At 64.2% G+C, this 26,949-nt stretch carries 24 protein-coding genes and 1 riboswitch; of the genes, 19 read left to right on the forward strand and 5 right to left on the reverse strand.

What is annotated here, in order from left to right; genetic code table 11:
* Nucleotides 1–72: 72 nt before the first annotated feature.
* The gene (locus FFI89_RS03675; RefSeq protein ID WP_138833001.1) at nt 73–1,131 is read right to left on the reverse strand and encodes a polysaccharide deacetylase family protein; all 1,059 of its coding nucleotides are present in this window, start codon (nt 1,129–1,131) and stop codon (nt 73–75) included.
* A gap of 166 nt (nt 1,132–1,297) precedes the next feature.
* Here FFI89_RS03675 and FFI89_RS03680 point away from each other — a divergent pair, with 166 nt between their 5' ends.
* The 10 genes from FFI89_RS03680 (at nt 1,298) to phoB (ending at nt 11,185) form a co-directional block, all read left to right on the forward strand.
* Nucleotides 1,298–2,692 (forward strand): OmpA family protein, encoded by a 1,395-nt coding sequence (locus FFI89_RS03680; protein WP_138833003.1) that lies wholly within the window; start codon nt 1,298–1,300, stop codon nt 2,690–2,692.
* A 2-nt stretch (nt 2,693–2,694) separates the two neighbouring features.
* Complete coding sequence (locus FFI89_RS03685; RefSeq protein ID WP_138833005.1) at nt 2,695–2,991, forward strand: hypothetical protein; 297 nt, start codon at nt 2,695–2,697, stop codon at nt 2,989–2,991.
* Between the two features lie 246 nt (nt 2,992–3,237).
* On the forward strand, nt 3,238–4,293 hold the full coding sequence (locus tag FFI89_RS03690) for a lysylphosphatidylglycerol synthase domain-containing protein (protein WP_138833007.1): 1,056 nt from the start codon (nt 3,238–3,240) through the stop codon (nt 4,291–4,293).
* A 117-nt stretch (nt 4,294–4,410) separates the two neighbouring features.
* Nucleotides 4,411–5,712 (forward strand): ATP-binding protein, encoded by a 1,302-nt coding sequence (locus tag FFI89_RS03695; protein ID WP_138833009.1) that lies wholly within the window; start codon nt 4,411–4,413, stop codon nt 5,710–5,712.
* A gap of 140 nt (nt 5,713–5,852) precedes the next feature.
* Nucleotides 5,853–6,863 carry a phosphate ABC transporter substrate-binding protein PstS gene (pstS, locus tag FFI89_RS03700; protein ID WP_138833011.1) on the forward strand — a complete coding sequence of 337 codons (1,011 nt, stop codon included), beginning with the start codon at nt 5,853–5,855 and terminating at the stop codon, nt 6,861–6,863.
* A 189-nt stretch (nt 6,864–7,052) separates the two neighbouring features.
* On the forward strand, nt 7,053–8,045 hold the full coding sequence (pstC, locus tag FFI89_RS03705) for a phosphate ABC transporter permease subunit PstC (RefSeq protein WP_168213141.1): 993 nt from the start codon (nt 7,053–7,055) through the stop codon (nt 8,043–8,045).
* 1 nt (nt 8,046) lies between these two features.
* A complete protein-coding gene (pstA, locus tag FFI89_RS03710; protein WP_138833015.1) occupies nt 8,047–8,892 on the forward strand; it encodes a phosphate ABC transporter permease PstA in 846 nt (281 codons plus the stop codon).
* Nucleotides 8,889–9,713, forward strand: a complete 825-nt coding sequence (gene pstB, locus FFI89_RS03715; RefSeq protein WP_138833016.1) for a phosphate ABC transporter ATP-binding protein PstB — start codon at nt 8,889–8,891, stop codon at nt 9,711–9,713. The genes pstA and pstB overlap by 4 nt, the downstream gene beginning before the upstream one ends.
* 22 nt (nt 9,714–9,735) lie before the next feature.
* On the forward strand, nt 9,736–10,452 hold the full coding sequence (gene phoU / locus FFI89_RS03720; protein WP_138833018.1) for a phosphate signaling complex protein PhoU: 717 nt from the start codon (nt 9,736–9,738) through the stop codon (nt 10,450–10,452).
* Between the two features lie 28 nt (nt 10,453–10,480).
* On the forward strand, nt 10,481–11,185 hold the full coding sequence (gene phoB / locus FFI89_RS03725; protein WP_138833020.1) for a phosphate regulon transcriptional regulator PhoB: 705 nt from the start codon (nt 10,481–10,483) through the stop codon (nt 11,183–11,185).
* 187 nt (nt 11,186–11,372) lie between these two features.
* Here the strand turns inward: phoB and FFI89_RS03730 are convergent, their stop codons facing one another.
* The gene (locus FFI89_RS03730) at nt 11,373–11,882 is read right to left on the reverse strand and encodes a GcrA family cell cycle regulator (RefSeq protein ID WP_138833022.1); all 510 of its coding nucleotides are present in this window, start codon (nt 11,880–11,882) and stop codon (nt 11,373–11,375) included.
* 576 nt (nt 11,883–12,458) lie between these two features.
* On the opposite strand from FFI89_RS03730, the gene FFI89_RS03735 reads away from it, so the two are divergent.
* The 3 genes from FFI89_RS03735 to FFI89_RS03745 all read left to right on the forward strand — a co-directional run bounded on the left by FFI89_RS03735 (nt 12,459) and on the right by FFI89_RS03745 (nt 15,784).
* On the forward strand, nt 12,459–13,667 hold the full coding sequence (locus tag FFI89_RS03735) for an aspartate aminotransferase family protein (RefSeq protein WP_168212770.1): 1,209 nt from the start codon (nt 12,459–12,461) through the stop codon (nt 13,665–13,667).
* The gene (gene argF / locus FFI89_RS03740; RefSeq protein WP_138833026.1) at nt 13,667–14,593 is read left to right on the forward strand and encodes an ornithine carbamoyltransferase; all 927 of its coding nucleotides are present in this window, start codon (nt 13,667–13,669) and stop codon (nt 14,591–14,593) included. The genes FFI89_RS03735 and argF overlap by 1 nt, the downstream gene beginning before the upstream one ends.
* A gap of 186 nt (nt 14,594–14,779) precedes the next feature.
* On the forward strand, nt 14,780–15,784 hold the full coding sequence (locus FFI89_RS03745; RefSeq protein ID WP_138833028.1) for an Hsp33 family molecular chaperone: 1,005 nt from the start codon (nt 14,780–14,782) through the stop codon (nt 15,782–15,784).
* 436 nt (nt 15,785–16,220) lie between these two features.
* On the opposite strand, the gene apaG is transcribed toward FFI89_RS03745, so the two are convergent.
* On the reverse strand, nt 16,221–16,613 hold the full coding sequence (gene apaG / locus FFI89_RS03750; RefSeq protein ID WP_138833030.1) for a Co2+/Mg2+ efflux protein ApaG: 393 nt from the start codon (nt 16,611–16,613) through the stop codon (nt 16,221–16,223).
* A gap of 266 nt (nt 16,614–16,879) precedes the next feature.
* Here apaG and FFI89_RS03755 point away from each other — a divergent pair, with 266 nt between their 5' ends.
* From FFI89_RS03755 to FFI89_RS03765, 3 genes are read left to right on the forward strand one after another with little or no spacing between them, the layout of a single operon-like run.
* Nucleotides 16,880–18,169, forward strand: coding sequence for an OpgC domain-containing protein (locus tag FFI89_RS03755; RefSeq protein ID WP_138833032.1), 1,290 nt, complete (start codon nt 16,880–16,882; stop codon nt 18,167–18,169).
* Nucleotides 18,166–18,924: an SGNH/GDSL hydrolase family protein gene (locus FFI89_RS03760; protein WP_138836071.1), complete on the forward strand. Its 759-nt coding sequence runs from the start codon at nt 18,166–18,168 to the stop codon at nt 18,922–18,924. Before FFI89_RS03755 ends, FFI89_RS03760 begins: the two co-directional genes overlap by 4 nt.
* A 14-nt stretch (nt 18,925–18,938) precedes the next feature.
* The gene (locus FFI89_RS03765; protein ID WP_138833034.1) at nt 18,939–19,994 is read left to right on the forward strand and encodes an SGNH/GDSL hydrolase family protein; all 1,056 of its coding nucleotides are present in this window, start codon (nt 18,939–18,941) and stop codon (nt 19,992–19,994) included.
* Between the two features lie 120 nt (nt 19,995–20,114).
* Here FFI89_RS03765 and FFI89_RS03770 read toward each other — a convergent pair whose 3' ends face one another.
* Nucleotides 20,115–21,308 (reverse strand): O-succinylhomoserine sulfhydrylase, encoded by a 1,194-nt coding sequence (locus FFI89_RS03770; protein ID WP_138833036.1) that lies wholly within the window; start codon nt 21,306–21,308, stop codon nt 20,115–20,117.
* Between the two features lie 73 nt (nt 21,309–21,381).
* Nucleotides 21,382–21,461, reverse strand: a riboswitch (SAM riboswitch).
* Between the two features lie 78 nt (nt 21,462–21,539).
* On the opposite strand from FFI89_RS03770, the gene FFI89_RS03775 reads away from it, so the two are divergent.
* Nucleotides 21,540–22,691 (forward strand): 2'-deoxycytidine 5'-triphosphate deaminase, encoded by a 1,152-nt coding sequence (locus FFI89_RS03775; protein WP_138833038.1) that lies wholly within the window; start codon nt 21,540–21,542, stop codon nt 22,689–22,691.
* Between the two features lie 10 nt (nt 22,692–22,701).
* Here the strand turns inward: FFI89_RS03775 and FFI89_RS03780 are convergent, their stop codons facing one another.
* On the reverse strand, nt 22,702–24,177 hold the full coding sequence (locus FFI89_RS03780; RefSeq protein ID WP_168212772.1) for an amidase: 1,476 nt from the start codon (nt 24,175–24,177) through the stop codon (nt 22,702–22,704).
* A 138-nt stretch (nt 24,178–24,315) separates the two neighbouring features.
* On the opposite strand from FFI89_RS03780, the gene FFI89_RS03785 reads away from it, so the two are divergent.
* Entirely contained in the window at nt 24,316–25,377 is a 1,062-nt protein-coding gene (locus FFI89_RS03785) for a hypothetical protein (RefSeq protein ID WP_138833040.1), read from the forward strand.
* 120 nt (nt 25,378–25,497) lie between these two features.
* Nucleotides 25,498–26,940, forward strand: coding sequence for an MATE family efflux transporter (locus tag FFI89_RS03790; protein ID WP_138833042.1), 1,443 nt, complete (start codon nt 25,498–25,500; stop codon nt 26,938–26,940).
* Nucleotides 26,941–26,949 lie beyond the last annotated feature (9 nt).

Raw genomic sequence — 26,949 nt, forward strand, 5'->3', positions numbered from 1 at the left:
ATTTGATTTGACGAAGGTTTTGAGCGTGGCGATTGGAGGAGTCAAGGAACCTCCCTTCGCAGGGACGACCAGCTACGCCGCGTCGATGCGGCGAAAGCCGTTCCACATCGCGGTGGCGGCGCCGGAGGTCAGGACGGGGAGGATGCGGACGTCCTGGTAGTTGCCGTTGAGCGAGACCCGCTGCAGCGCCGTCAGATGGTCGGCGCTTTCCGGATAGATCATGCCCGGCCGCGTCGTGACCGCGGTCTTGAATCCCGCCGTTTTCGTCAACGCGAATTCGCGCACCCCGGCGGCGCGGCGGTCGCCATAGGGGTAGGCGAAATGCAGCAGGGGCCGCTGCAGCGCAGTCTCGATCCGCGCGCGGCTGGTGGCGATTTCGAGCGTAGCGCTCTCCTCGCTCTGCCGCGCGAGGTTGCAATGGCTGATGGTATGCGCGCCGATATTGACCAGCGGATCGTCCGCGAACGGTTTCAATTCGTGCCAAGACAGGCAGAGGTCGCGGACGATGGCGGCCTCGTCCACCTCATGGCGCGTGCATAGCGCAGAAATTTCGCGTTGCTGGTCATGTTCGCCGGGCAGCGCGCGCAGCCAGTCGTGAATCCGGTGGAAGGCGGCCTGCTTGGCCGCCGGTGTCGAGGTGTCGAGGCGTGTGACGTTGCCGCCGAAGGGAATCTCGACCGCGGATGCCTTGGCAATCGCCATCTCGAGCGCGACCCACCACAGCCGGCCGGTGCCTTCGGCGAAATCGCTGGCGACATAGACGGTAAGAGGCGCGTCAAATTCGCGCATCACCGGCAGTGCGAAATCGCGGTTGTCGCGATAACCGTCGTCGAAGGTGAAACAGGCGAAACGCCGCGCGAAATTGCGTTGCGTAAGCCGCGCATGCACGTCGTCCATGGTGACGAGATCGACATCGAGCTTGCGCAAATGCTGTAGCGTCGCGCGCAGGAACTCCGGCTCGACCTCGAGATGACGGTTGGGCTGGAATTCGGCGTCGCGGCCCGGGCGGACGTGGTGCAGCATGAAAATGGCGCCGACACCTGCGAAGATTGGTCGCATTAGGTGATGCACGCCTGAGCGAGAAAGCACTTCCAGTCCGGCCCGGATAACGGTGTTTCGGAGCTGCTTCATCCAAGTGGTTGGCCGGTTGGAGTTCGACCACAAGTTAACGGCCGACCCTTGAACAAAAGGTTAGCCGGCCAAATACCCGCGCGCGGAGGTTTCTGTGGTATTTCGGGTTTGACAGCCTCGCAAGGGTTTGTTTTCTCTCAATTCCCCCGGATCCGCAGGACCTCGAATGCACGGACTTTTCAGGTGGAGTAGCAAATGGTGGCCGGGGGTGATTCCGCTGGTCGTCTTTTGGGCTATCGCGGCCTGGACCAGCACCGAACCGCTGGAAGCCGATCTGGTGCAGCGTTCGACCGCCGCACTGAAGGATACCGTGCTCGACAAGACGCGCATCGCGGTCGAAGGCCGCGACGTGACGTTCGCGGCGGATGCGTTTTCGGAAGACGGCCGTCAGAGCGCGGTTGCTTCGGTGGAAGCCGTACCGGGCGTGCGACTCGTCAATGACGAAACCCGTCTCGTTCCCGAAGCCAAGCCGTTCGTCTGGTCGGCCGAGCGCGACGTCGTCCGGGTGACGCTGTCGGGCAGTTCGCCGCTGCCGGCGATCAAGGGCAAGCTGACGGAGGCCGCGCGCGCCAATCTCGGCGGCGTCGAGGTCGTCGACCGCATGAACCTGTCGCGCGGCGCGCCACAGCGTTTCGACAACGCTGCGCTGTTGCTGCTCGACCAGATCGGCAAGTTGAAGGACGGCAAGATCACGCTGTCGGATACCAAGGTCAGCCTGTCGGGCATGGCGCGCGATCTCGGCGGCAGGGAAGCGATATCAGCCGCGCTGAAAAATCTTCCCGAAGGGTTTTCGGTGGCGGCCAACGACGTCAAGGCGCCGCCTTATATCTTCCAGGCCTACAAGGATCCGGTGGCGGTGACGCTGACGCTGACCGGCTACGTGCCCGACAACAATGTCCATGCGGCGCTGGTGGCGGCGGCGGGACGCAAGTTCTTCAGCGAAAAGGTGGTCGACAATCTCAAGGCGAGCGTCGGCGCACCGGCCGGATTCGCCAATGCGGTGGTGCCCGCGCTGGGCGCGCTGTCGCGGCTGTCGACCGGCACGCTGGTGGTCAGCGACCGCGAGGTGAAGCTGTCGGGCGACGCGCTGTATGAAGCCGCCGCCAACCAGATCCGCGCCGGCCTCGGCAAGGATTTCCCGCAAGGTTGGCAGTTCAAGCCGGAAATCTCGGTCAAGCCGGCCGCGGCGCCGGTCGACGCCACCGTCTGCCAGCAACTGTTCGCCGAATTGCTCGGCAAGGCCCGGATCCGGTTTGAATCGGGCAAGGCCGATATCGTGGCGGATTCCGCCGGACTGCTCGATCGCCTGATCGAAACCGCGCTACGCTGCCCGAACGCCAATATAGAGATTGCCGGACATACCGATACCGATGGCGACGAAGCGGCCAACCAGACGCTGTCGGAGAAGCGGGCGCAGGCGGTCACCGATTATCTGGTCAAAGCGGGGCTGGCGGCGAACCGTTTCATGCCGGTCGGCTATGGCTCGACGCAGCCGATTGCCGGCAATGATACTGAGGACGGCAAGGCGCAGAACCGCCGCATCGATTTCGTGGTGAGGTGAGCATGGCCTATCTGGCGACATTCTATTGGGGCTGGTTGCTGGGTTCAGTGCTGCTCGGGCTCGCAATGGGCTGGATTTCCGTGGTTCAGCACGGCGACGGCGTTCCCCGGAAATGGTGTTGGGCGCTGGCGGCCCTGGCGGTGGCGCTGGTTGCAGCGGCGCTTACACGGGTCGTTCCCGGCCGTTTCGGCTACTGGCTCGACCTCGGGCTGATCATGTTCGCGCTTTATCTCTGCGGTTGCGCGGTGGGCTCATGGCTGCGCGACTGGGTAGTTTCGCGCAGCCAGCCTGCGGCCTGACCCATCCGTCACCGGTTTGTCCCTGTCGCGTCGGCGGCCCCAAGCCCGTTTGGGGGGCGTTAATTGCAGCAAAACTGTGCTTCCATTGTCATCGACGACCCCTAATATGTTGAAGAAGCGCGTTTTATCGTCGTCTTGCGAATTCCACTTCGGCTCAAAACGCGCTACCAGAGGGTTCAGGGAGCAGCGTAGCGTCGGCGGGGTCTCACCGTTGCCGTCGTCGCCGGATCGCAATTCGAGGTCTAGATGCTGGAAGCAATACGCAGGGCGATCTCGTTTCTGCGCCAGAAGCAAGTCCTGCATAAACTCGGGGTTGTGATCAGCATCGCGGTCATCGGGATCGCTTGTTACGTGCTCTATCACATGCTGCGCGGCATCGACTCCAACGAGGTGATCGAGGCCATCAAGAGCACGGAGCCGCGCCAGATATGGCTGGCGGCCCTGTTCGTGGCGGCGGGCTATTTCACGCTGACGTTTTACGACTGGTTCGCGGTGCGCGCGATCGGCCACGGCAACATCCCCTACCGCGTCAACGCGCTGGCCGCCTTCACCTCCTATTCGATCGGCCATAACGTCGGCGCCAGCGTCTTCACCGGCGGCGCGGTCCGCTACCGGATCTATTCGGCTTGGGGCCTGAACGCGATCGACGTTGCCAAGATCTGCTTCCTCGCCGGCCTGACGTTCTGGCTCGGCAACGCCGCGGTGCTGGGACTGGGCATCGCCTACCATCCGGAAGCCGCCGCCTCGATCGACCAGCTGCCGCCCTGGCTCAACCGCGTCGCAGCGTTCGCGATCATCGTGGCCCTGGTGGGATACGTGGTCTGGGTCTGGACCCAGCCGCGCGGCGTCGGCCGCGGACCGTGGACCGTGACGCTGCCGGGCGGCCCGCTGACCTTGCTGCAGATCGTGATCGGCATCGTCGATCTCGGGTTCTGCGCGCTGGCGATGTATGTGCTGGTGCCGGACGAGCCCAATCTCGGCTTCGTCGTCGTCGCCGTCATTTTCGTCTCGGCGACGCTGTTGGGCTTTGCCAGCCATTCGCCCGGGGGGCTCGGGGTGTTCGACGCCGCCATGCTGGTCGGCCTGTGGCAGATGGACCGGGAAGACCTGCTCGCCGGGATGCTGTTGTTCCGGGTGCTCTATTATATTGCGCCTTTCATCATATCTGTAATCTTGCTGACGCTTCGGGAGGTTATCATCGGCGCGCGACTCAAGCGGCTGCGCCAGATGACGCCTGGCCCGGCCGCCGAGCCGAGGCATGAGGCGGTCTATGTGCGCGAACGCGGCGACTCCGGCGCCTGAAGACGCGGCCCGTTTTCGAGCGAAGCGGGCACCGGTTCGCGTGAAGCGTCTTCAAACAAAGCGCTTCTTTAAATCGAGCGCTCTTTAAATCGAGACTGAGGGAAGAAAGCCGGCGCTATGGCGATAGACGATTCCTCCTCATCCACCTTCTTTGCGCCGTGGCCGGACCGCCTGCGCCATGCGGCCATTATTCTGCTGGTCGCGGCCATTGCGCTTTCGGTGCTGGTGGTGTTGGCCGAGCTCTCGGCGGCGCGCGCCGCTGCGGTGTTCCTCTGCATCGCGGCCGCAGCCCTGGTGCCGTGGCGGCTGCATAACGCGGTCGCCTCTCGCGAGGATGTCCGCGGCGTCAATCCGGTCGAGGCCGCTGCCGTCAGCGCCGTGGTGGCCGGGATGCCGGATCCGGCCGTGCTGCTCGACCGCGCCGGCCGCGTGCTGCATCTCAACGCCGCGGCCGCCCAGCTCGCGCCGGCGCTGCGCAAGAACGAACTGGCCCAGTTCGCGCTGCGCTCGCCCGAGATCATCACTGCGCTGCGCGAGGCGATCGCGACCACCGAGCCGCGCCGGGCGACCTATCTCGACCACGTGCCGGTCGATCGCTGGATGGAGCTGATCATCACGCCGGTGCCGGTTCCGACGCTGTTCGGCGGCACCGACAAATGCATGCTGATGACCTTCCACGACCAGACGCCGCTGCGGCGGGTCGAGGAAATGCGCGCCGATTTCGTTGCCAATGCCAGCCACGAGCTGCGCACGCCGCTGGCCGCGCTGTCGGGCTTCATCGATACGCTGCAGGGGCCGGCCAAGGATGACGCCAAGGCGCGCGAGCGCTTCCTCGGCATCATGCACGCGCAGGCGACGCGGATGGCGCGGCTGATCGACGACCTGCTGTCGCTGTCGCGGGTCGAGTTGTCGGCCCATGTCCGACCCGACACCTCGGTCGATCTGGTGCCGATCATCCGCCAGGTCGCCGACGGGCTGGAGCCGCTGGCGCGCGAACGCCAGGTCGCGATCGAGATCGACCTGCCGGAGCCGCCGGTGACGATCGCCGGCGACCGCGAGGAGCTGCTGCGGCTGTTCGAAAACCTGATCGAGAACGCGCTGAAATACGGCGCGTCGGGCGGCCGGGTGATCGTTTCCCTGGTCCGGGCGAATTCCGGCGAGGGCGCGCCGGAAGTGCGCGTGCTGGTGCGCGATTTCGGCCCCGGCATTGCGCCGGAACACCTGCCGCGGCTGACCGAGCGCTTCTACCGGGTCGATGTCGGCGACAGCCGCGCGCAGGGTGGAACCGGGCTCGGTTTATCGCTGGTGAAACATATTGTTAACCGCCATCGCGGCCGGCTTTTGATCGAAAGCGTGCCCAAAAACGGCGCCACCTTTACCGCCTGTTTTCCCCAGGCGAAGACCCCGGCGCCGGTATAAATACAAGCGATTTCAATCGCTTGTTGCTGTCATCCAACTGTCACCAAACCTTCGTAAAAGCTCTATCGACCGCACCTACACGGGCGGCGTGAGCGCGATCGGGCGTATCAGACGCTTCGCTCACCAGATGGAGACCAACCATGAATTTCATCAAGACAATCGTCGCTGCCGGCCTGGTCGCCGCTTCGACGTCGGCCTTCGCGGCCGATATCACCGGCGCGGGCGCCACCTTCCCGTTTCCGATCTATTCGAAGTGGGCTGACGCCTACAAAAAGGAGACCGGCAACGGTCTGAACTACCAGTCGATCGGGTCCGGCGCCGGCATCAAGCAGATCCAGGCCAAGACCGTCACCTTCGGCGCCACCGACGCGCCGCTCAAGGCCGAAGTGCTCGAAAAGGACGGCCTGGTGCAGTGGCCGATGGTGATGGGCGCGATCGTCCCCGTCGTGAACCTCGAAGGCATCAAGCCGGGCGAGCTGGTGCTGTCAGGCGAAGTGCTCGGCGACATCTATCTCGGCAAGATCACCAAGTGGAACGACGTCGCGATTGCCAAGCTCAATCCGAGCCTGAAGCTGCCCGCCGACGCCATCACCGTGGTGCGCCGCTCCGACGGTTCGGGCACCACCTTCAACTTCACCGACTATCTGTCGAAGTCGAACGCCGAGTGGAAGACCAAGGTCGGCTCCGGCACCGCGGTCGAATGGCCGGCGGGCGTCGGCGCCAAGGGCAATGAAGGCGTTGCCGGCAATATCGGCCAGACCAAGAACGCGATCGGTTACGTCGAATATGCCTACGCCAAGCAGAACAAGCTGACCTACACCGCGCTGATCAACAAGGGCGGCAAGACCGTGCAGCCGACCATCGCAGCGTTCCAGGCGGCCGCTTCCAACGCCGACTGGGCCAAGGCGCCCGGCTACTACGTGATCCTGACCGACCAGCCCGGCGATACCTCCTGGCCGATCACGGCCGCGACCTTCATCCTGATGCACAAGGATGCGACCGACAAGGCAGCGTCCCAGGAAGCCATCAAGTTCTTCAAGTGGTCGTTCGAGAAGGGCGGCAAGATGGCTGAAGAGCTCGACTACATCCCGATGCCGGACTCGGTCGTCAAGCTGATCGAAAAGACCTGGTCGGCTGACATCAAGAGCTAAAGTTCGCTCACACGACAACGGGAGCTTGCTCCCTTCGTCCAACCCGGCGCCGTCCGGGTTGGACATCCCCTCCTGGCGGGCGGGGCGAGAACCAAAACCAAGAACAATTTGCTGCCGAACCGGCTGCGAAACCCATGGACCGGATTTCGGATTGTTGGGTTATAAGTACAGGGGATTGGCGTGGCAGACATGGCGGTTCAAGGCGACGTAATGGAAGCGGCTGCTGGACCTTACGATCGTGCCCGGGCCCTCAGCGCCTTCAAGTTCGGCGATATCACCTTCTACTGGATCACCCGCGCCTGCGCGATTTCGGTGCTCCTCATTCTCGGCGGCATCATCCTCTCCCTGATCGTGGGCGCCTGGCCCGCGATGAAGGAATACGGTTTCGCCTTCCTGTACACCTCGCGTTGGGCGCCGTCCGCCGATCCGCCGGTGCTCGGCGCGCTCGGCCCGATCTACGGCACGCTGGTCACCTCCGTGATCGCGATGATGATCGCGATCCCCGTCGGTCTCGGCATCGCGGTGTTCCTGACCGAGATCTGCCCGCTCTGGATGCGCCGCCCGATCGGGCTCGCCATCGAACTGCTCGCCGGCATTCCCTCCATCATCTACGGCATGTGGGGCTTCTTCGTGCTCGGCCCGTTCCTGGCCAACACGTTCCAGCCGTTCATGATCAAGATCTTCGACGGCGTCCCCGTGCTGGGATCGATCTTCGCCGGTCCGCCGTCCTATCTCTCGCTATTCAACGCCGCGCTGATTCTCGCGATCATGGTGCTGCCGTTCATCACCTCGATCTCGGTCGACGTCTTCAAGACGGTGCCGCCGGTCTTGAAGGAAGCCGCCTATGGCGTCGGCTGCACCACCTGGGAAGTCGTCCGCAACGTCGTCATCCCCTACACCAGGGTCGGCGTCATCGGCGGCATCATGCTGGCGCTCGGCCGCGCGCTCGGCGAGACCATGGCGGTCACCTTCATCATCGGCAATTCGTTCAAGATCTCGTCCTCGATCTTCGCGCCGGGCACCACGATCTCGGCGGCGATCGCCTCCGAATTCGCCGAGAGCGACGGGCTGCACCAGTCCGGGCTGATCCTGCTCGGCCTGCTGCTGTTTGTGCTGACCTTCTTCGTGCTCTCGGCCGCGCGGCTGATGCTGATGCGGCTGGAAAAGAAGGCGGGGAACTGAGATGAACCCGATTTACGCCTCCCGCCGCCGCTTCGACATCGTGGTCCGGGCGCTGTGCGTCGGCGCCGCTCTGTTCGGCGTCACCTGGCTCGCGCTGATCCTGTTCACGCTGTTCTACAACGGCCTCGCCGGCATCAATTTCGCGGTGTTCTACCAGGACACGCCGCCGCCCGGATCGACCGAGGGCGGCCTGCGCAACGCCATCGTCGGCTCGATCATCATGACCGTGATCGGGGTCGGCATCGGCGCGCCGCTCGGCCTGTTCGCCGGCACCTATCTGGCCGAATACGGCAAGCACGACAAACTTACCTCGGTGATCCGCTTCATCAACGACATCCTGTTGAGCGCGCCATCGATCATCATCGGCCTGTTCGTCTATGGCGCCATCGTAGTCCCGATGGGCGGCTTCTCGGCCTTTGCCGGCTGTCTGGCGCTCGCGGTGATCGTCATCCCCGTGGTGGTGCGCACCACCGAGGACATGCTGGGGCTGGTGCCCAATCCCCTGCGTGAAGCGGCCTCGGCGCTCGGCCTGCCGCGTTCGCTGGTGATCCGCCGCATAGCCTACCGCGCCGCGCGCTCCGGCCTGATCACCGGCGTGCTGCTCGCCACCGCCCGCGTCGCCGGCGAAACCGCGCCGCTGCTGTTCACCGCCCTGTCGAACCAGTTCTTCAGCCTCAACCTGACTAAGACGATGGCGAATCTTCCGGTCACCATCAACAATTTCGTGCAGAGCCCCTATGTCTACTGGAAGCAGCTCGCCTGGAGCGGCGCCCTGATCATCACGCTCACCGTGCTCGCCCTGAATATTGGCGCGCGAATTCTCGGCGCCGAGAGGACAACGAAATGAACGATCTTTCCGTATCCGTCAGCGTTCCCGGCGCCGGCGTGCCGTCGATGCCGCATCAGCCGGAAGCTTCGGCCAAGGTGACGGCGCGCGGCCTGAACTTTTACTACGGCGAGCACCACGCGCTGAAGAACATCAACCTCGCGCTCGGCACCAACCGCGTCACCGCCTTCATCGGCCCGTCCGGCTGTGGCAAGTCGACCCTGCTGCGGATCTTCAACCGGATGTACGACCTCTATCCGGGCCAGAGGGCCACCGGGCAGCTGATGCTCGACCAGACCAACATCCTCGACCCCAAGCTCGATCTCAACCTGCTGCGCGCCCGCGTCGGCATGGTGTTCCAGAAGCCGACGCCGTTCCCGATGACGATCTACGAGAACATTGCCTTCGGCATTCGCCTCTACGAGAAGATCTCCAAGTCCGAGATGGACGGCCGGGTCGAGAAGGCGCTGCGCGGCGGCGCGCTGTGGAACGAGGTCAAGGACAAGCTCAACGCCAGTGGCCTCAGCCTGTCCGGCGGCCAGCAGCAGCGGCTCTGCATCGCCCGCACGGTCGCGGTGCGGCCCGAGGTGATCCTGTTCGACGAGCCCTGTTCGGCGCTCGATCCGATCTCGACCGCCAAGGTCGAGGAACTGATCCAGGAACTGGCGGAGGACTACACCATCGCCATCGTTACCCATAACATGCAGCAGGCGGCGCGCGTCTCCGACAAGACCGCCTTCATGTACCTCGGCGAGCTGGTCGAGTTCGATGACACCAACAAGATATTCACCTCGCCGAGCGATCGACGAACCCAGGACTACATCACCGGCCGGTTCGGCTAGCTTGATCCGGAGGAGATAACACATGGCTTCTGAACACACCGCCAAGGCGTTCGACAGCGATCTGCAGGAACTGACCCGCCTGGTCGCGGAAATGGGCGGCCTCGCCGAACGCATGATCACCGAATCCGTCGATGCGCTGGTTCGCCGCGACATCGCGCTCGGCAACCGCGTCGTCGCCTCCGACGCCGAGATCGACCGCCTGCAGCACATCATCGAGGAACGCGCGGTGCTGACCATCGCGCGGCGCCAGCCGATGGCGATCGACCTGCGCGAGATCGTCGGCGCCATGCGCGTTGCCACCGATCTCGAACGGATCGGCGACCTCGCCAAGAACATGGGCAAGCGGGTCGCGGCGCTGGAGAACGATTTCCAGCCGCTGAAGCTGATCCGCGGCCTCGAGCACATGACCGACCTGGTGCAGTCGCAGGTCAAGTCGGTGCTGGACGCCTATGCCGCGCACGACCTGCCGGCGGCGATGGCGGTCTGGAAGGGCGACGAGGAAGTCGACGCCATCTGCACCTCGCTGTTCCGCGAACTCTTGACCTATATGATGGAAGATCCGCGCAACATCTCGTTCTGCATTCACCTGATGTTCTGCGCCAAGAATATCGAGCGGATCGGCGACCACGCCACTAACATTGCCGAAACCGTATTCTACATGATCGAGGGTCAGCAGATTCTCGACAAGCGCCCGAAGGGCGACATGACGACGTTCGCCACGACAGTACCCGGTAACTGACGCGTCGAAACCAAGGGAAGCAGAATCGATGAACGCACGCATTCTGGTAGTTGAAGACGAGGAAGCGCTGACCACGCTGCTGCGCTACAATCTCGATGCCGAAGGCTACGACGTCGAAACCGTCGGCCGCGGCGATGACGCCGATACAAGGCTGAAGGAGCGGGTGCCCGACCTGATCGTGCTCGACTGGATGCTGCCGGGCCTGTCCGGCATCGAACTGTGCCGGCGCTTGCGGGCGCGGCCGGAGACCAAGCAGCTGCCGATCATCATGCTGACCGCGCGCGGCGAGGAAAGCGAGCGCGTCCGTGGCCTTGCCACCGGCGCCGACGACTACATCGTAAAGCCCTTTTCGGTGCCGGAATTGCTGGCACGGGTGAAGGGTCTGTTGCGGCGCGCCAGCCCGGAGCGGCTCGCCACCGTGCTGACGTACGGCGATATCGAACTCGACCGCGAGAAACGCCGCGTCGCCCGCTCCGGCCGCCAGATCGATCTCGGCCCGACCGAGTATCGCCTGCTGGAATTCTTCCTGGAGCATCCCGGCCGTGTGTTCTCGCGCGAGCAGTTGCTCGACAGCGTCTGGGGCCGCGACATCTATATCGACGAACGCACCGTCGACGTGCACATCGGCCGCCTGCGCAAGCTGCTCAATCCCGGCCGCGAGCAGGATCCGATCCGCACCGTGCGCGGCGCCGGCTACGCGCTGGACGATCGCTTTGCGAAGGCGGAGTCGTAACTACTGTCGTCCCGGCCTTGAGCTGGGACCGATACCCGCCGATGTTGATTGTCTAACAGAGCTGGAGCTTCAGCTCGGCATAACCACGCACGTCTGTGGTTATGGGTCCCGGCGCCTGTGCGCAATAGGCCGGGACGACGGCGGATATAGTCCGCTCAATTCACGACACAGATAGCATCGCGTAAGTTTACCTGGTCGGCTTCGGCGCCGGGCGGCGGCGATCGGAGGCCGGCTGATAGGCGACGCGCGAGTGATGCGCGCAGTAGGGCAGGCCGGAGAGCGCCTTGCCGCCGCAGAAGAAGAAGTCCGAACTCGAGGGATCGCCGACCGGCCAGTGGCAGGTGGCCTCGTTCAATTCCAGCAGCGACAGCCGCTGGCTCATCGGCACGACGTTGTCGTAGGAGATCGGATCCGGCTCCATCTCGACTTCGAAGGCATGGGCGAGCGCAGTGTTGCCGCGCGAGACCGGACGCGCCACCCGCATCATGTGCTGGGCGGGCCGGGCCTTGCGCTGGCGCGGGGCGGCCGAGGAGGGGCTCTTGGCGCGGCCGGACAGACCGAGCCGGTGCACCTTGCCGATCACGGCATTTCGCGTCACATTCCCAAGTTCCGCGGCGATCTGGCTGGCGGACAGGCCGCCTTCCCAGAGCTTCTTAAGCTGCTCGACGCGATCGTCGGACCAGGTCAATACGGTCATCGAATTCTTCCCTTCGCTTCGCGCGGGCCAACCGGGGGCAGCGCTGGCGATGCCAAATCTCCAAAATCCCTGCGGTCAGAATCCCTTAGCCCTCGCCGGGCGCGAAAGTCGCGCCCGAACGTGTACGCTGAACACATGGACTCAAGAGGATCAGAACTGCCGCACGAGATGTCGTACCCGACAGCCCAGACGCTACAATATGGCGTGACTCTGGCGCAAGAGTCCGCAGCTAAGCGTCCACATGTTCCGACATCTAGGCATTGCAATGCGTGTTTTCCACCACACCGGAAATGTACGGATTGCCTTTTATCGCAGTGCAGGAAGGCGGCTGGAGCATGATCCGGAAAAGTGGACACCGGTTTTCCGAGAAGATCATGCTCAAACAAGAAGGTGAACGAGCCTGCGAAGCAGGCTCTACGGCGTGTTGACACGTTCCGTCGCCAGCATAGAATGCCCTGACGTGCCGCCCCAAAAGGCGGCACGTTTTGTTTTCGGGTGGCCGGTGGTTGCGTGCGCGAAGGCTCGCGCACCCTGGCAGCTCGCAAACGGACTGCTCTCAAACCTCAAGTGATCGCCATGACCCATAGCGCCGCGTCGCATCTGCTCCCCGTATTCGCCAGGGTCGACCTTGGCTTCGAACGCGGCGAGGGCGCCTGGCTGGTCGCCACCAACGGCGATCGCTATCTCGACTTCACCTCGGGCGTCGCGGTCAATGCGCTGGGCCACGCCCATCCGCAACTGGTCGCAGCGCTGCAGGAACAGGCCACGAAACTGTGGCACATGTCGAACCTGTTCAAGTCGCCCGACGGCGACAAGCTCGCCGCGCGGCTGTGCGAGCAGAGCTTTGCCGACTATGTGTTCTTCTGCAATTCCGGCGCCGAGGCGATGGAATGCGTGATCAAGGTGACGCGCAAGTATCAGGCCGCCAAGGGTCATCCCGAGCGCTATCGCATCATCACTTTCGAAGGCGCGTTCCATGGCCGCACGCTGGCGACCTTGGCCGCGACCGGCTCCGCCAAATATCTCGAGGGTTTTGGGCCGCCGATGGACGGCTTCGACCAGGTGCCGCATGGCGATCTCGAAGCGGTGAAGAAGGCGATCGGCCCGCACACCGCCGGCATCCTGATCGAGCCGGTGCAGGGCGAGGGCGGCGTGCGCTCGGCGCCGAACGCGTTCTTCAAGGGCTTGCGCGAATTGTGCGACAAGCACGGCCTGCTGCTGGCGTTCGACGAGGTGCAGACCGGCATGGGCCGCACCGGCGATCTGTTCGCCTACAAGCGCCTCGGCGTCACCCCCGACGTGATGTCGCTGGCGAAAGCGCTCGGCGGCGGTTTCCCGATCGGGGCGTGCCTGGCGACCGCGGAAGCCGCGTCCGGCATGACGCCGGGCTCGCATGGCTCGACCTTCGGCGGCAACCCGCTGGCGATCGCGGCCGCCAACGCCGTGCTCGACGTGATGCTGAAGCCCGGCTTCTTCGACCACGTGCGGAAGATGTCGCTGCTGTTGAAACAGAAACTGGCCTCGGTGGTCGATCGCTATCCGAACGTGCTGTCGGAAGTGCGCGGCGAGGGGCTCCTGGTCGGCGTCAAGGCCGTGGTGCCCTCGGGCGATCTCGTCAATGCGTTGCGTGATCAAAAGCTGCTCACCGTCGGCGCCGGCGACAATGTGGTGCGCTTCCTCGCGCCCCTGATCGTGAACGAGGCCGAGATCGAGCAGTCCGTGCAAATGCTCGAGCGCGCCTGCATCGCGCTGTCAGGGGCACCGTTGAAGAAGGCGGCGGGGTAATGAGCAAGCCCGTCCGTCACTTTCTCGACATCAGCGAACTGCCGCTTCAAGAGCTGCGCAACATACTCGACGCCGGCGCCGCCATGAAGGCGAAGCTGAAGGCGCATGAAAAGGTCAACAAGCCGCTCGAAGGCAAGACGCTGGCGATGATCTTCGAACGGCCGTCGACCCGGACGCGGGTGTCGTTCGACGTCGGCATGCGCCAGCTCGGCGGCGAGTCCATCATGCTGACCGGCGCGGAGATGCAGCTCGGCCGCGGCGAGACCATCGCCGACACCGCGCGCGTGCTGTCGCGCTATGTCGATGCGATCATGATCCGCATCCTCAATCACGAGGCGCTGCTGGAACTGGCCGCCTACGCCACCGTGCCCGTCATCAATGGGCTGACGCGGCGTTCGCATCCCTGCCAGGTGATGGCCGATCTGATGACGTTCGAGGAGCATCGCGGGCCGATCGAGGGCCGCACCGTGGCCTGGACCGGCGACGACAACAACGTGCTGGCTTCCTGGGCGCATGCGGCCGAGCGTTTCAAGTTCCAGCTCAATGTCGCCACCCCGCCGCAGTTCGCGCCGAACAAGGCGATGAAGGACTGGATCAAGGCCACCCAAGCCCCGATCGTGCTCGGCGCCGATCCGGAAGAAGCCGTGCGCGGCGCCGATTGCGTCGTCACCGATACCTGGGTGTCGATGGGCGACAAGGAAGGCGAACATCGTCACAACGTGCTGAAGCCCTATCAGGTCAATGCCAAGCTGATGTCGCTGGCGAAGAAGGACGCGATTTTCATGCACTGCCTGCCGGCCCATCGCGGCGAGGAAGTTACCGACGAGGTGATCGACGGCCCGCAATCGGTGGTGTTCGACGAAGCCGAAAACCGCCTGCATGCGCAAAAAGGCATTCTGGCCTGGTGCTTCGGCGCCGTGGCGTAAAGAGCTCCGGGAAGCCAAAATTTCGTCATGCCCGGGCAGTAGCGCGAAGCGCGTCTTCGCGCTAGGTGTCCCGGGCATCCACGTCTTCAAAACTATCGGCAAGCAAGGCGTGGATGGCCGGAACAAGTCCGGCCATGACGCCGAGAGACCTTTCTTTCCGCCCCCGCCGACCCCAGATAGAGCGCCATGTCACAATCCCCCGATACGAAAATCACGGCCGAGGCCCCTATCCGCGCGCCGTCCTCGGTTCCCGTTGACGATGCGGTGCTGCCGTTCGAGGTCAGTGCGCTCGACCTGCGTGGCCGGCTCACCCGAATGGGCCCCGCGCTCGACGACATCCTGACCAAGCACGATTATCCCGCCCCGGTCGGCAAGCTGCTGGGCGAGGCGATCGTGCTGGCGACGCTCTTGGGCTCCTCCCTGAAGTTCGAAGGCCGCTTCATCCTGCAGACCCAGACCGACGGTCCGGTGTCGTTCCTGATCGTGGATTTCCAGGCCCCCGATCGCCTGCGCGCCTATGCGCGCTACGACGCGACGCGGCTGAAGGACGGCCAGGATTCAGGCGCCTTGCTCGGCAAGGGCCATCTGGCGATGACCGTCGACCAGGGCCCGGACATGAGCCGCTATCAGGGCATGGTGGCGCTTGACGGCGGCAATCTCGAAGACGCCGCCCACGAATATTTTCTGCGCTCCGAGCAGATCCCGACCCGCGTGCGGCTCGCTGTCGGCGAAGAATGGCGTGGCGGCGGCGAAGGCCCGAAGCATCGCTGGCGCGCCGGCGGCATGCTGCTGCAGTTTCTGCCGAAGGCGCCGGAGCGGGCGCGGCCGGCGGATCTCGATCCCGGCGACGTCCCGGACGGCGTGGCGAAGCACGAGATCGAGGAGGACGACGCCTGGGTCGAAGGCCAGTCGCTGATCGCAACCGTCGAGGACGTCGAGCTGATCGATCCCGATCTGTCCGGCGAGCGGCTGCTGTATCGGCTGTTCCACGAACGCGGCGTGCGGGTGTTTCCGCCGTTGCCGCTGCGCGCGCAATGCTCCTGCTCGCGCGATGCGGTCTCGGCGATGCTGAAAAGTTTTGCCGCGAAGGACCGCGCCGAGATGGTCAAGGACAACAAGGTGATCGTGACCTGCGAGTTCTGCTCGTCGGTCTACGAATTCACGCCGCAGGAAGCGGGCGTGGAGGAGTAGCGGCGCAACGATTTTGCCCGACGGGTAAATCACGTCAGCTAGCGACAAATTGGCACGACGATTTTGAGGGCAAGGTTTCCAGCAAAACTTCGGGCAAATCATGCTGCGAGAATGAGAAGTCGTATCTATCCGCCGTCATTCCGGGGCGCGCGAAGCGTGAACCTCAGGGGTGCAATTGCACCCCGGGGAATCTCGAGCTTCCGGGTTCGATGCTGTCGCATCGCCCCGGAATGACATCGATAGAGACCGGTGCTTCCGCGTCATTGCGAGCGAAGCGAAGCAATCCATCTCACCACATAAAGAAAGAATGGATTGCTTCGCTTCGCTCGCAATGACGGTGAGGAGTCGAGCGGTCCAGCCACACTTGTCATCGTCCGGCTTGCCGCCTTCGCGGAGTATGACGACGGTGGGTGGAACGGCGGGCGAGCTCCCAATCCTAATTCAGCACCCGCTTGCTGTCCGGACTGTCCAGCGAGAACGTCGGCACGTCGATTTCAAAGCGTTCGCCGCTCTCGTTGACCATCTGGTAGCGGCCGGTCATGAAACCCGAGGCGGTGGGCAGCGGCACGCCGGAGGTGTATTCGAAGCGTTCGCCGGGCGCGAGCACGGGCTGTTCGCCGACCACGCCTTCGCCGCGGACTTCCTGCTTGCGCCCGGTGGCGTCGGTGATGACCCAATGCCGGGTGCGGAGCTGCACGGTCTCGGCGCCGGTATTGGTGATCACAATCGTGTAGGACCAGAAATACTGGCCCCGGTCGGTCGCCGAGCGTTCCGGCATGAAGTTCGGCTCGACGGTAACTTCGATCTGACGGGTGACGGCACGGTACATGCGAAAAAGCTTTCGAAAATCCTGGCGCGCATCATAGCCAAGAAAACAGTGATACCCAAGAAATGGCCGGGAACCAATCGCAGGAAGGGCCGGCGGGGCCGGTTGCGGCGCCTTTCATCGCGGTTTCAACATAGTTCCCTTCTAAAGCGCACCCGCGTGCGGCTGGCCATGTATCTCCTTGCGTATCTTGTCTGCAACCTACGGGCCGATATGATCGATTTCGGACAGTGCAAGCGCGGAATTACCACCTGCCGAGACGGTGCCAGATGACGTCCATTGCCGATCCCATCGCCGGTACGCCGCTTGGCGGTGCCAAGCCCGATATCAAGCCCGATATCAAGGCCACGCCGGCGGCGAGCGACGCCGCGGCGGCTGCGTCCGCACCGGCGATTGCGTTTCCGGCCGCCGGCGAGCGCGAATTGCGGCTCGACCTGTTTCGCGGGCTCGCGCTGTGGCTGATCTTCATCGATCATCTGCCGCCGAACATCCTGACCTGGTTCACGATCCGCAATTACGGATTTTCCGACGCCACCGAGATCTTCATCTTCATCTCCGGCTATACCGCGGCCTTTGTCTATGGCCGCGCGATGCTGGAGGCGGGCGTCGTGGTGGCGACCGCGCGGATCCTGCGGCGGGTCTGGCAGATCTATGTCGCGCATGTGTTCCTGTTCACGATCTTCCTGGCCGAGATTTCCTACGTCGCCACCAGTTTCGAGAACCCGCTCTACAGCGAAGAGATGGGCATCATGGATTTTCTCAAGCAGCCTGACGTGACCATCGTCCAGGCGCTGCTGCTGAGATTCCGCCCCGTCAACATGGACGTGCTGCCGCTCTATATCGTGCTGATGCTGTTCCTGCCGCTGATCCTGTGGCTGATGAAGTGGAAGCCCGACGTCACGCTGGCGCTGTCGGCGCTGATCTATGCGCTGACCTGGCATTTCGACTGGTACCTGTCGGCGTATCCGAATGGCGTCTGGTTCTTCAACCCGCTGGCCTGGCAGTTGCTGTTCGTGTTCGGGGCCTGGTGCGCGATGGGCGGGGCTCAGCGGATGTCGCGGATCCTGGTGTCGCCGGTGACGATGTGGATTTCGTTCGTCTACCTGTTTGCCTCTTTCTGCGTCACCCTGACCTGGTACGTGCCCCAGCTCAGCCACTTGATGCCGCGCGTCGTCGAACAGTGGATGTATCCGATCGACAAGACCGATCTCGACGTATTGCGCTTCGCTCATTTCCTGGCGCTGGCGGCGATCACGGTGCGCTTCCTGCCCAGGGATTGGCCGGGGCTGAAATCGCCCTGGCTGCGACCATTGATCCTGTGCGGTCAGCATTCGCTTGAGATATTCTGCCTCGGTGTCTTCCTGGCTTTCGCAGGGCATTTCGTGCTGGCCGAAGTCTCCGGCGGTGCTGCAATGCACTTGCTGGTCAGCATCTCCGGGATCCTCATCATGTGGGGAATGGCGTGGGTGATTTCGTGGTACAAGCACTCTGCCGACAAGGGTGCGTCGAAAACAAAAAGCGCCGCCGGCAACGCCGACATGGCGGGAGGAGGCGCATGAGGTCCGCTGTCAGGACTCTGCTGGGCATGACGCTGCTCGCCGGCTTGGCGGCTACCGGTTTTGCGCGCGCCGAGGATGCCCCCCAGACCTGCGATGTGCCGGCCTATCTTTTGACCAGCGAAAACTCGCTGCCGAGAGTGGCGGAGGCCGTGAAAAACGGCCAGCCGCTGACCATCCTGGTGGTCGGCAGCCGTTCCTCCTCCATCCCCTCCGCGGAAGCCAGCGCCTACCCCGCCAGGTTGCAGGAGGCGCTGAAAGAGCGGCTGCCGCAGCTCGCGATCAACCTATCCGTAGAACTACAGTCCGCGAAATCCGCCGAGGAAACGGCCGGCACGCTCGTTAAGCTGGTGGAAGCAAAAAGGCCTACTTTGGTTATCTGGCAGACCGGCACCGTCGATGCTATGCGATCCGGCGATCCCGACGATTTTCGCAGCGCGTTGGACGAAGGTGTTGTTGCGCTGCAAAAAGCTGGAACCGATGTGGTCTTGGTCAACCTGCAATACAGTCCGCGCACGGAAACGATGATTTCTGCGCCGCCCTATCTCGACAATATGCGGGTGGTGGCGCAGCAGCACGAGGTTCCGCTGTTCGACCGGTTTGCGATCATGCGTCACTGGAACGACGCCGGAGATTTCGACCTGTTCAGTACCGCGCACGGCATCGATCTGGCCAAGCGCGTCCACGCCTGCCTCGGCCGCGCGCTGTCGAAATTCGTGATCGATACCGCCCACCTTGATGCGGCGCAGCAGAATTAAGGGAACTAGCGTTAATGAGTTGTCACTACCCTTTTCGTTTGACCACATTCGCCGCCGCCGCTTTTGCGCTGTTGACGCCTGCCTGCGTTTTGCCGCTGCACGCGCAAGTTGCCCAGCCGCAGGCCGCGCAGCAGGCCGCGCTCGGCGACAATGCCAAGGCTGAAGCCGCCAAGCCGCCGGCCGCGCCGACGACGGGCGGCTCGCCGACCTCAGTCGGTTCACCGACCACCGGCGCCGGCAATGCCGCGGCCGTCGATCAGGCCGCTCCGGCACAGCAAAAGGGCCTCACCGGCCGGGCGCTCGACAAGGTGAAGGAGGTCGCGAAATCGGCGAGCGATGTCTTCAGCCGCGTGCCGTGTCTGTCGCCGAAGGGCCTCGCCGTGTCGATGGGCTCGCTGCCGCATGTCGCGAACAAGTTGATCGCGGGCCAGCCGGTCGTGATCATCGCGTTCGGGTCATCCTCGACCGACGGTTACGGCGCGTCGTCGCCCGAATTCAAATATCCCAACCGGCTCGCCGCGCAGCTGCGCCGGCAATATCCGACCGCCGACATCACCGTCGTTAACCGCGGCAAGGGTGGCGAGGACGCGCCCGAAATGATGAAGCGGTTGCAGGCCGAAGTGATCGACATGCATCCGGACATGGTGATCTGGCAGGTCGGCACCAACGCGGTGCTGCGCAACCTCGATCCGACCGAGACCGCCAACATGGTCGAGGAGGGCGTCGCGCGCATTCAGGCGGCCGGCGCCGACCTCGTGCTGGTCGATCCGCAATATTCGCCGCGCGTCAACGAACATCCGGAAAGCGCCGGCAAGATCGTCAAGCTGCTCGGCAGGGTCGCCGAACTCCGTCACGTCGGCGTGTTTCCGCGCTTCGAGGTGATGCGCGACTGGCACGAGAAGCAGTCGATCCCGATCGACAGCTTCGTCATCTCCGACGGCCTGCACATGAACGACTGGGGCTACGCCTGCTTCGCCCAACTGCTCGGCGACGACATCATCAAGTCGGTCGGTCAGATCAAGCTCGGCGTCAACGTGCCGGCCAACGTGCGCACGTATCGGCCGATGTGAGTAGAGCAGCGAAGTCGCTACTCTCCGCCGTTATTGCGAGGAGCGTTAGCGACGAAGCAATCCATGCCCGCCACGGATGAGAGCTGGATTGCTTCGCTGCTCGCAATGACGAGGATGCGCTCACGCCTTCTCCAGCGCCGCCGCGAAATCCTCGATCAGATCGTCGGCATGCTCGAGCCCGGCGGAAAAGCGAATAAAACCTTCGCTGATGCCGAGTTCGGCGCGTGCTTCCGGCGCCAGCCGCTGGTGCGTCGTGGTGGCGGGATGGGTGACGAGGCTTTTGGCGTCGCCGAGATTGTTCGAGATCCGCGAGATCTTCAGCCCGTTGAGGCAGCGGAACGCGCCGGCCTTGCCGCCCTTGACCTCGAAGCCGATCAGGGTCGAACCGGCGCGCATCTGCTTCTTCACCAGCGCTGCCTGCGGATGATCGGCGCGGCCGGGATAGATCAGCCGCGAGATCTTCGGATGGCTGGCGAGCGCGTCGGCAATCTTCGCCGCGGTCTCGGTCTGCGCGCGTACGCGCACGGCCAATGTCTCCAGCCCCTTCAGCAGCACCCAGGCATTGAACGGCGACATCGACGGGCCGGTCTGGCGCATGAAGTTGTGAATGTGCTCGGCGATGAACGCTTCCGAGGACAGGATGATGCCGCCGAGGCAGCGGCCCTGGCCGTCGATGTGCTTGGTGGCGGAATAGACCACGACGTCGGCGCCGAGCGACAGCGGGCTCTGCCAGATCGGCGTCGCGAACACGTTGTCGACGATCAGCCGCGCGCCGCCCTGATGCGCGATTTCGGCGATCGCCGAAATGTCCATCACGTCGAGCGTCGGGTTGGTCGGGCTCTCCAGGAAGCAGGTCCTGGTGTTCGGCCGCATCGCCTTCTTCCACTGGTCGAGGTCGAGGCCGTCGACCAGCGTCGACTGGATGCCGTAGCGCGGCAGCAGGTCTTCCACCACGTAGCGGCAGGAGCCGAACATCGCCTTCGCCGCCACCACGTGGTCGCCGGCCTTCAGCGGCGCCAGGATCGCGGTGGTCACCGCGGCCATGCCGGTCGCGGTCGCGCGCGCGGCCTCTGCGCCTTCGAGCTCGATCATGCGGCGCTCGAACATCGAGATGTTGGGATTGGAAAACCGCGAATAGAGGAAGCCGGGATCCTCGCCCTTGAACCGTGCCTCGCATTGCTCGGCAGTGTCGTAGACGAAGCCTTGGGTCAGGAACAGCGCCTCGGAGGTTTCTCCGTATTGCGAGCGCAGGGTGCCGGAATGGACCAGCCGGGTTTCGGGACGATAGCGGGCAGCAGAATTAGCGTCAGACATGTGACCTCCGTCGTGACCATCCCTAGAAATGGTCACAAAAAAACCGGCCTGGAAAAATTTCCACAGGCCGGGATCACACGTGTCCCCGGCCTGTTTAGCTACTTATTTAACGTGGCTGCAAGCCGGCCGGCTCAAATCACCACGGGATAAGTCATGCTGATATTCCCTCGCGCCCTTTTCGTCAAGGCGGCCATCGGATAACCCGTAAAAGCCCTTATTTATGAGGTCTGGATGGCATTCGGACCATCCCGATGGGCCGCCTCAGAGGACCATGCCGTGTCGTTTTCGCTGCCCCCCGACGCCAACGGAATTCTGCCCGACCGCATGATCGCGGCGATGGCCGATGCGGGCCTCATTTTGCCCGAATACCCCTTTGTCGAAAGCCAGATCCAGCCGGCAAGCCTCGACCTGCGCCTCGGCGATATCGCCTACCGGGTGCGCGCGAGCTTCTTGCCCGGTCCGGGCGCCACCGTCGCCGAGCGCATCGACGAATTGAAGCTGCATGAAATAGATCTAAGCGACGGCGCGGTGCTGGAGACGAATTGCGTCTACATCGTCCCGCTGCTGGAAAGCCTGGCGCTGCCGCCCGAGATCGTCGCCGCCGCCAACCCCAAGAGTTCGACCGGTCGGCTCGATGTGTTCACCCGCGTGATCGCCGACGGCACGCGCCGCTTCGACATGATAGGCGCCGGCTATCACGGCCCGCTCTATGCCGAGATCAGCCCGAAGACGTTTCCGGTGCTGCTGCGTGAGGGTTCGCGGCTCTCGCAGGTGCGCTTCCGTACCGGCGACGCCATCCTCAATGCCGACGAGCTCGACGCGCTGCACGCGGCCGAACGACTGGTCGATATCGACGACGCCGACCTCGCCAATGGCGTCGCGCTCAGCGTCGACCTGTCCGGCGAAAATACCAGCGGCTTCGTCGGTTACCGCGCCAAGCGCCACACCGGCGTGGTCGATATCGATCGCCGCGGCGGCTATGCGGTCGGCGAATTCTGGGAGCCGATCGAGGCGCGGCCCGACGGCAGCCTGATCCTCGACCCCGGCGAGTTCTACATTCTGGCCTCCAAGGAAGCCGTGCAGGTGCCACCGGACTACGCCGCGGAGATGGTGCCGTTCGATCCCCTGGTCGGCGAATTCCGCGTCCACTATGCCGGATTCTTCGATCCCGGTTTCGGCTATGCCGGCGCCGGCGGGCAGGGCTCGCGCGCGGTGCTAGAGGTGCGCTCGCGCGAAGTGCCGTTCATCCTCGAACACGGCCAGATCGTCGGGCGCCTCGTCTACGAGAAAATGCTGGCGCGGCCCGACGCGATGTACGGCCAGAAGATCGGCTCGAACTATCAAGCGCAGGGCCTGAAGCTTTCCAAGCATTTCAAGGTGTGAGCGCCGGCCATCAGCCCTTCGTCACGTGCACGCCCGGCCGCTCGCCCGAATTCCACTTACCGCCGATCGCGCGCTCGATCTGGGCCGCGAACTGAAGCAGCAGGCCGTCATTGGCCTGCTTTGCCTGCGCCTGAATGCCGAGCGGCAGCCCGTGTTCGTGCGTCGCCAGCGGCAACGAGATCGCGGGAATGCCGCAGAGATTGGCGAGCGGCGTGAACGCGAAGTTGCGCCACAGATTGCCGAACCAGTCGGCGACTGACGGGTTGTCGCTGATCGTGAGGTACTCCGTGGTGCCGACCTTCGGCGTCGGCAGCGCGGTGACCGGCGTCAGAATGATATCCCATTGCTCGAAGAAATCACCGAAGCCGCGCGATGTCGTGTTGAACACCGCCTGCATGCGCGCGCGTTCGGTGAAACTGGTGTGCCGGCCGGCTTCCCAGATCCGGATGTTGACGGGTTCGATGAGGTCCGCCGGCGGCCGGTCGAGCCCGCGCGCGGCGAGCATGTTGCCGATCACCTGGGCGAAGTTGCTGACATAACACGTCGTCTGCGCCTCGAAGGCCGCGGGGAAGTCCAGTTCCGGCAGCGCGTAATCGACGTGATGGCCAAGGCCTTCGAGGAAGCGCCCGACCCGCTCAAGCTCGGCCGCAATCTGCGCTGTCGCGCGATACTCGCCCCATTGATGCGAGAGCGCGATGCGGAGCCGGCCCGGATCGCGCGCGATCATTTCCATGTAAGGCTCCGGCGTGGTCCAGAACGGCATGAACTCGCCGGGCGCTGGACCCCGGCAGGCATCGACAAAGGCGGCGGTGTCGCGCACCGAACGCGACTGGCAGCCCTGGATCGAGACCAGCCCAGTCAGGTCCGACAGATGCGGTGCGAGCGAGAACACCCCGCGCGACACCTTCAGCCCGATATTGCCATTGACCCCGGCCGGAATCCGGATCGAACCCCCGCCATCGGTCGCATGCGCGATCGGGACTGCACCGGCCGCGACCATCGCGGCGCTGCCGGCCGACGATCCGCAGGTGGTGTAGTCGGTATTCCAGGGATTGCGCGTGATATAGACGGCGGGATTTTCGGCCGAACTGCAGACCCCGAACTCCGGCGTGGTGGTCCGCCCGATCAGATTGAGTCCCGCGTGACGAAATTTTCCGGTCAGGAACGTATCTGACGTCGCGCGATTGCCGCGCATGATCAGCGATCCCATTTCCTGCAGCCGGCCCTTCATCGTCGGGCCGAGATCCTTCATCAGGAAAGGTAGCCCGGCAAACGGCCCTTCGGGATTGGCGCCGTTGCTGACGGGATCGGCGATCGCGTCCTCGAATACTTCAACGACGGCCGACAGCGCGGGATTGACCTTGGCGATCCCTGCGGCCGCCTGCTTCGCCAATTCCTGTGCCGTGAGTTCGCCGTTCCTGACGCGCGCGGCCAGCGCCGTGCCGTCGTGCCGCGTCCACTCATCCCAGCTCATCGGCAATGTCATGCAATCGATCCCTTCGGCGTGGCTTCGGACCATAGTTTCGCAAGCGTCGGCGTCAAGGCAATCCAGCCTCGCGCGCGGCGCATTGCGCCACCGCGCTCGCGATGACAATGTGCTTCCACAAGAAAAGGGAGTGAAGCGATGACGGGGCAGGAGCGCGAACGCGAAGCGCAATGGACGAAGTGGCGCAGCGTCGCCGATCTCTACCATGCGTTTTTTACCGGCCTGATTCTCGCCGTGGTCTCCAGGCGCGGCACCGCGGATGCTGCCGAGTTCGTGTTCCGGGTATTCCGCCGCCAACAGCAGGAGCGCTTCCTGCCGGGGCTGGTCAAGCTCGGGCTCGATCATCTGCCGCCGGCGGTCGCGGCCGCGCGCTATCACTATCTCTCGAACTGGATCGGTGGTGTGCATGTCGAATACATGTACGAGACCGATCGCAAGGCCTGGATCCGCTATCCGCCGCCGCGCTGGATCTGGCGGGGAACGGCGATCTGCGGCGTGCCCGGCGAAGTCTCGCGCGCGATGCTGCGCGGATGGCACGCCAACAACGGCGTGGCGCTGGGCAATCTCAATCTCGGCTTCGTCTGCACCAAGCAGAGCGTCGACGGGCAGGACGGGCTCGAAGGCTACTACTGCGAATACGACCATCCGCTCGAGCTCGACGCGCGGCTGGTGTTCGCGCGGCATCTCGAAGCGCCGATGTTCGATCCGGCGACCGCGCCGGCGCTGCCGGTCGATAGCTGGCCCAAGCCGCGGCTGGAAAAAGCCTATCGCAACTACGCGATGGAATATGTGAAGACGGCGGCGGCTGTGATGGTGCAGGTGTTCGGGCCGGAAGACGCCGGCTATCTGCTGCACCTGACCGGCAAACTGATCGGCATGCAGTATTTCGACGAGATCGCGCGGAGCTTCGCGATGGACCAGGGAGCCGCGAAAGGTTCGGCGAAGGATTTCGTCGCCTTCCTGCGCGTGCTGTTCGAGTCGCAGGACGATGTCGCCGAGATCAGCGCCTCGGAGGGCGCATTCGAAGTTCGGCAGCAGACCTGGAAATTGATGGCTGATGTCGGCGATTATCACCCGGCCTGTGCGAACGTTCTTAAAGGCCTGTTCGAGGGTCTGGCGGCCGGCTGTGGCCGCCACATTCCGGTGCACCTGAAGCCGCCAGTCGGCGGCAAGGCGCCGTTTGTCTGGTCGATCGGGTAGAGAGACCTCGCTCGCCTGCAATCGTGCAGGCCCCCCTTGCGCCCCGTGCACAGGGAATCCTGCCCGGCCGTGGTAGGACAACACCGCGGCGCAGCAATCAGACTGCGCGCGGGAGACGAAATGCCCGATATTGCCGTCGCCGAACTACCCGTAGACGAGGACGAGCGTCCGCTTCCGCCGCCGGAAGCGCCGGCGAAGAATGCGCTGCTCGATCGCCCGATCCTGCGGACGCTGCTGTGGCTCGCCTGGCCCAACGTGATTGCGCTCAGCGCCAGCACCTGCGTGGTCATCGCCGAGACCTCCTATATCGGCCGGCTCGGCGTCGAGTCGCTGGCCGCGATGGCGCTGGTGTTTCCCTGTGTAATCCTGACCATGACGATGTCGGGCGGCGCCATGGGCGGCGGCGTGGCTTCCGCGATCGCGCGTGCGCTCGGCGCCGGCGATGTCGAGCGCGCCTCGACGCTGGCCGCGCATGCGCTGCTGATCGGCCTCTGCTTCGGGCTGACCTTCATGCTCGGCATGCTGCTCTTCGGTCCGAAATTGCTGGAACTGCTCGGCGGCCGCGGCAACGTGCTGGCGCAGGCGATCGCCTATACGCAGATCTTCTTCGGCGGCGCCGTGGCGCCGTGGCTGATGAACACGATGGCCGGCGTTCTGCGCGGCACCGGCAACATGAAACTGCCGTCGCTGATGATGCTGTCGTCCGCGGTCTGCCAGATCATTCTCGGCGGCACGCTCGGCCTCGGCCTCGGCCCGATCCCGCAATTCGGCATGCGCGGCGTCGCCGCAGGCTCCTTGACCGCCTATCTCATCAGCATCTCCGTGATGTCCTGGTACCTGTTTTCCGGACGGTCGCGCGTGGTTCCAAAAATCTTCGGCCTGCGGATTCAATGGGCGATGTTCTTCGACATCCTGAGGGTCGGCGCCATCTCCTGCTTCTCGCCGCTGCAATCGGTGCTGACCATCAGCATCTTCACCCACATGCTGGCGCGTTTCGGCACCGAAATTCTCGCCGGTTACGGCATCGGCGCGCGGCTTGAATTCCTGCTGACTTCGGTGTCGTTTGCGGTCGGCATCGCCTCGGTGCCGATGATCGGCATGTCGGTCGGCGCCGGGCGCATCGCGCGCGCCCGGCGCGTGGCCTGGAGCGCTGGATGTGTCTCGTTCCTCGCGGTCGGGACCATCGCGACCCTGATCGCGATCTTCCCCGATGTCTGGGTCAACCTCTTCACCAACGATGCCAGCGTGCGCGCCGCGAGCCACCAATATCTGTCGACGGCGGCACCGATGTACGCCTTCATCGGGCTGGCGTCGTCGATGTATTTTTCATCGCAGGGCGCGGCCAAGGTGGTCGGCCCTGTGATGGCGCAGACCGCGCGGCTGCTGTTCATCGGCACCGGCGGCTGGTGGCTGTCGACCCACAATGCCACCGCCCATGACTTCTTCGTGCTGGCGTCCGCCTCGATGGTGGTACTCGGCGTGCTGTCCTGCGCCAGCGTGATCCTGACAAGGTGGGGGCCGAAGCAGGTCGGTATTCCCGCGGCGCGGCCGGCGTTGTCGTGAGACGCGACA

The sequence above is a fragment of the Bradyrhizobium sp. KBS0727 genome, assembly GCF_005937885.2.
Classification (GTDB): domain Bacteria; phylum Pseudomonadota; class Alphaproteobacteria; order Rhizobiales; family Xanthobacteraceae; genus Bradyrhizobium.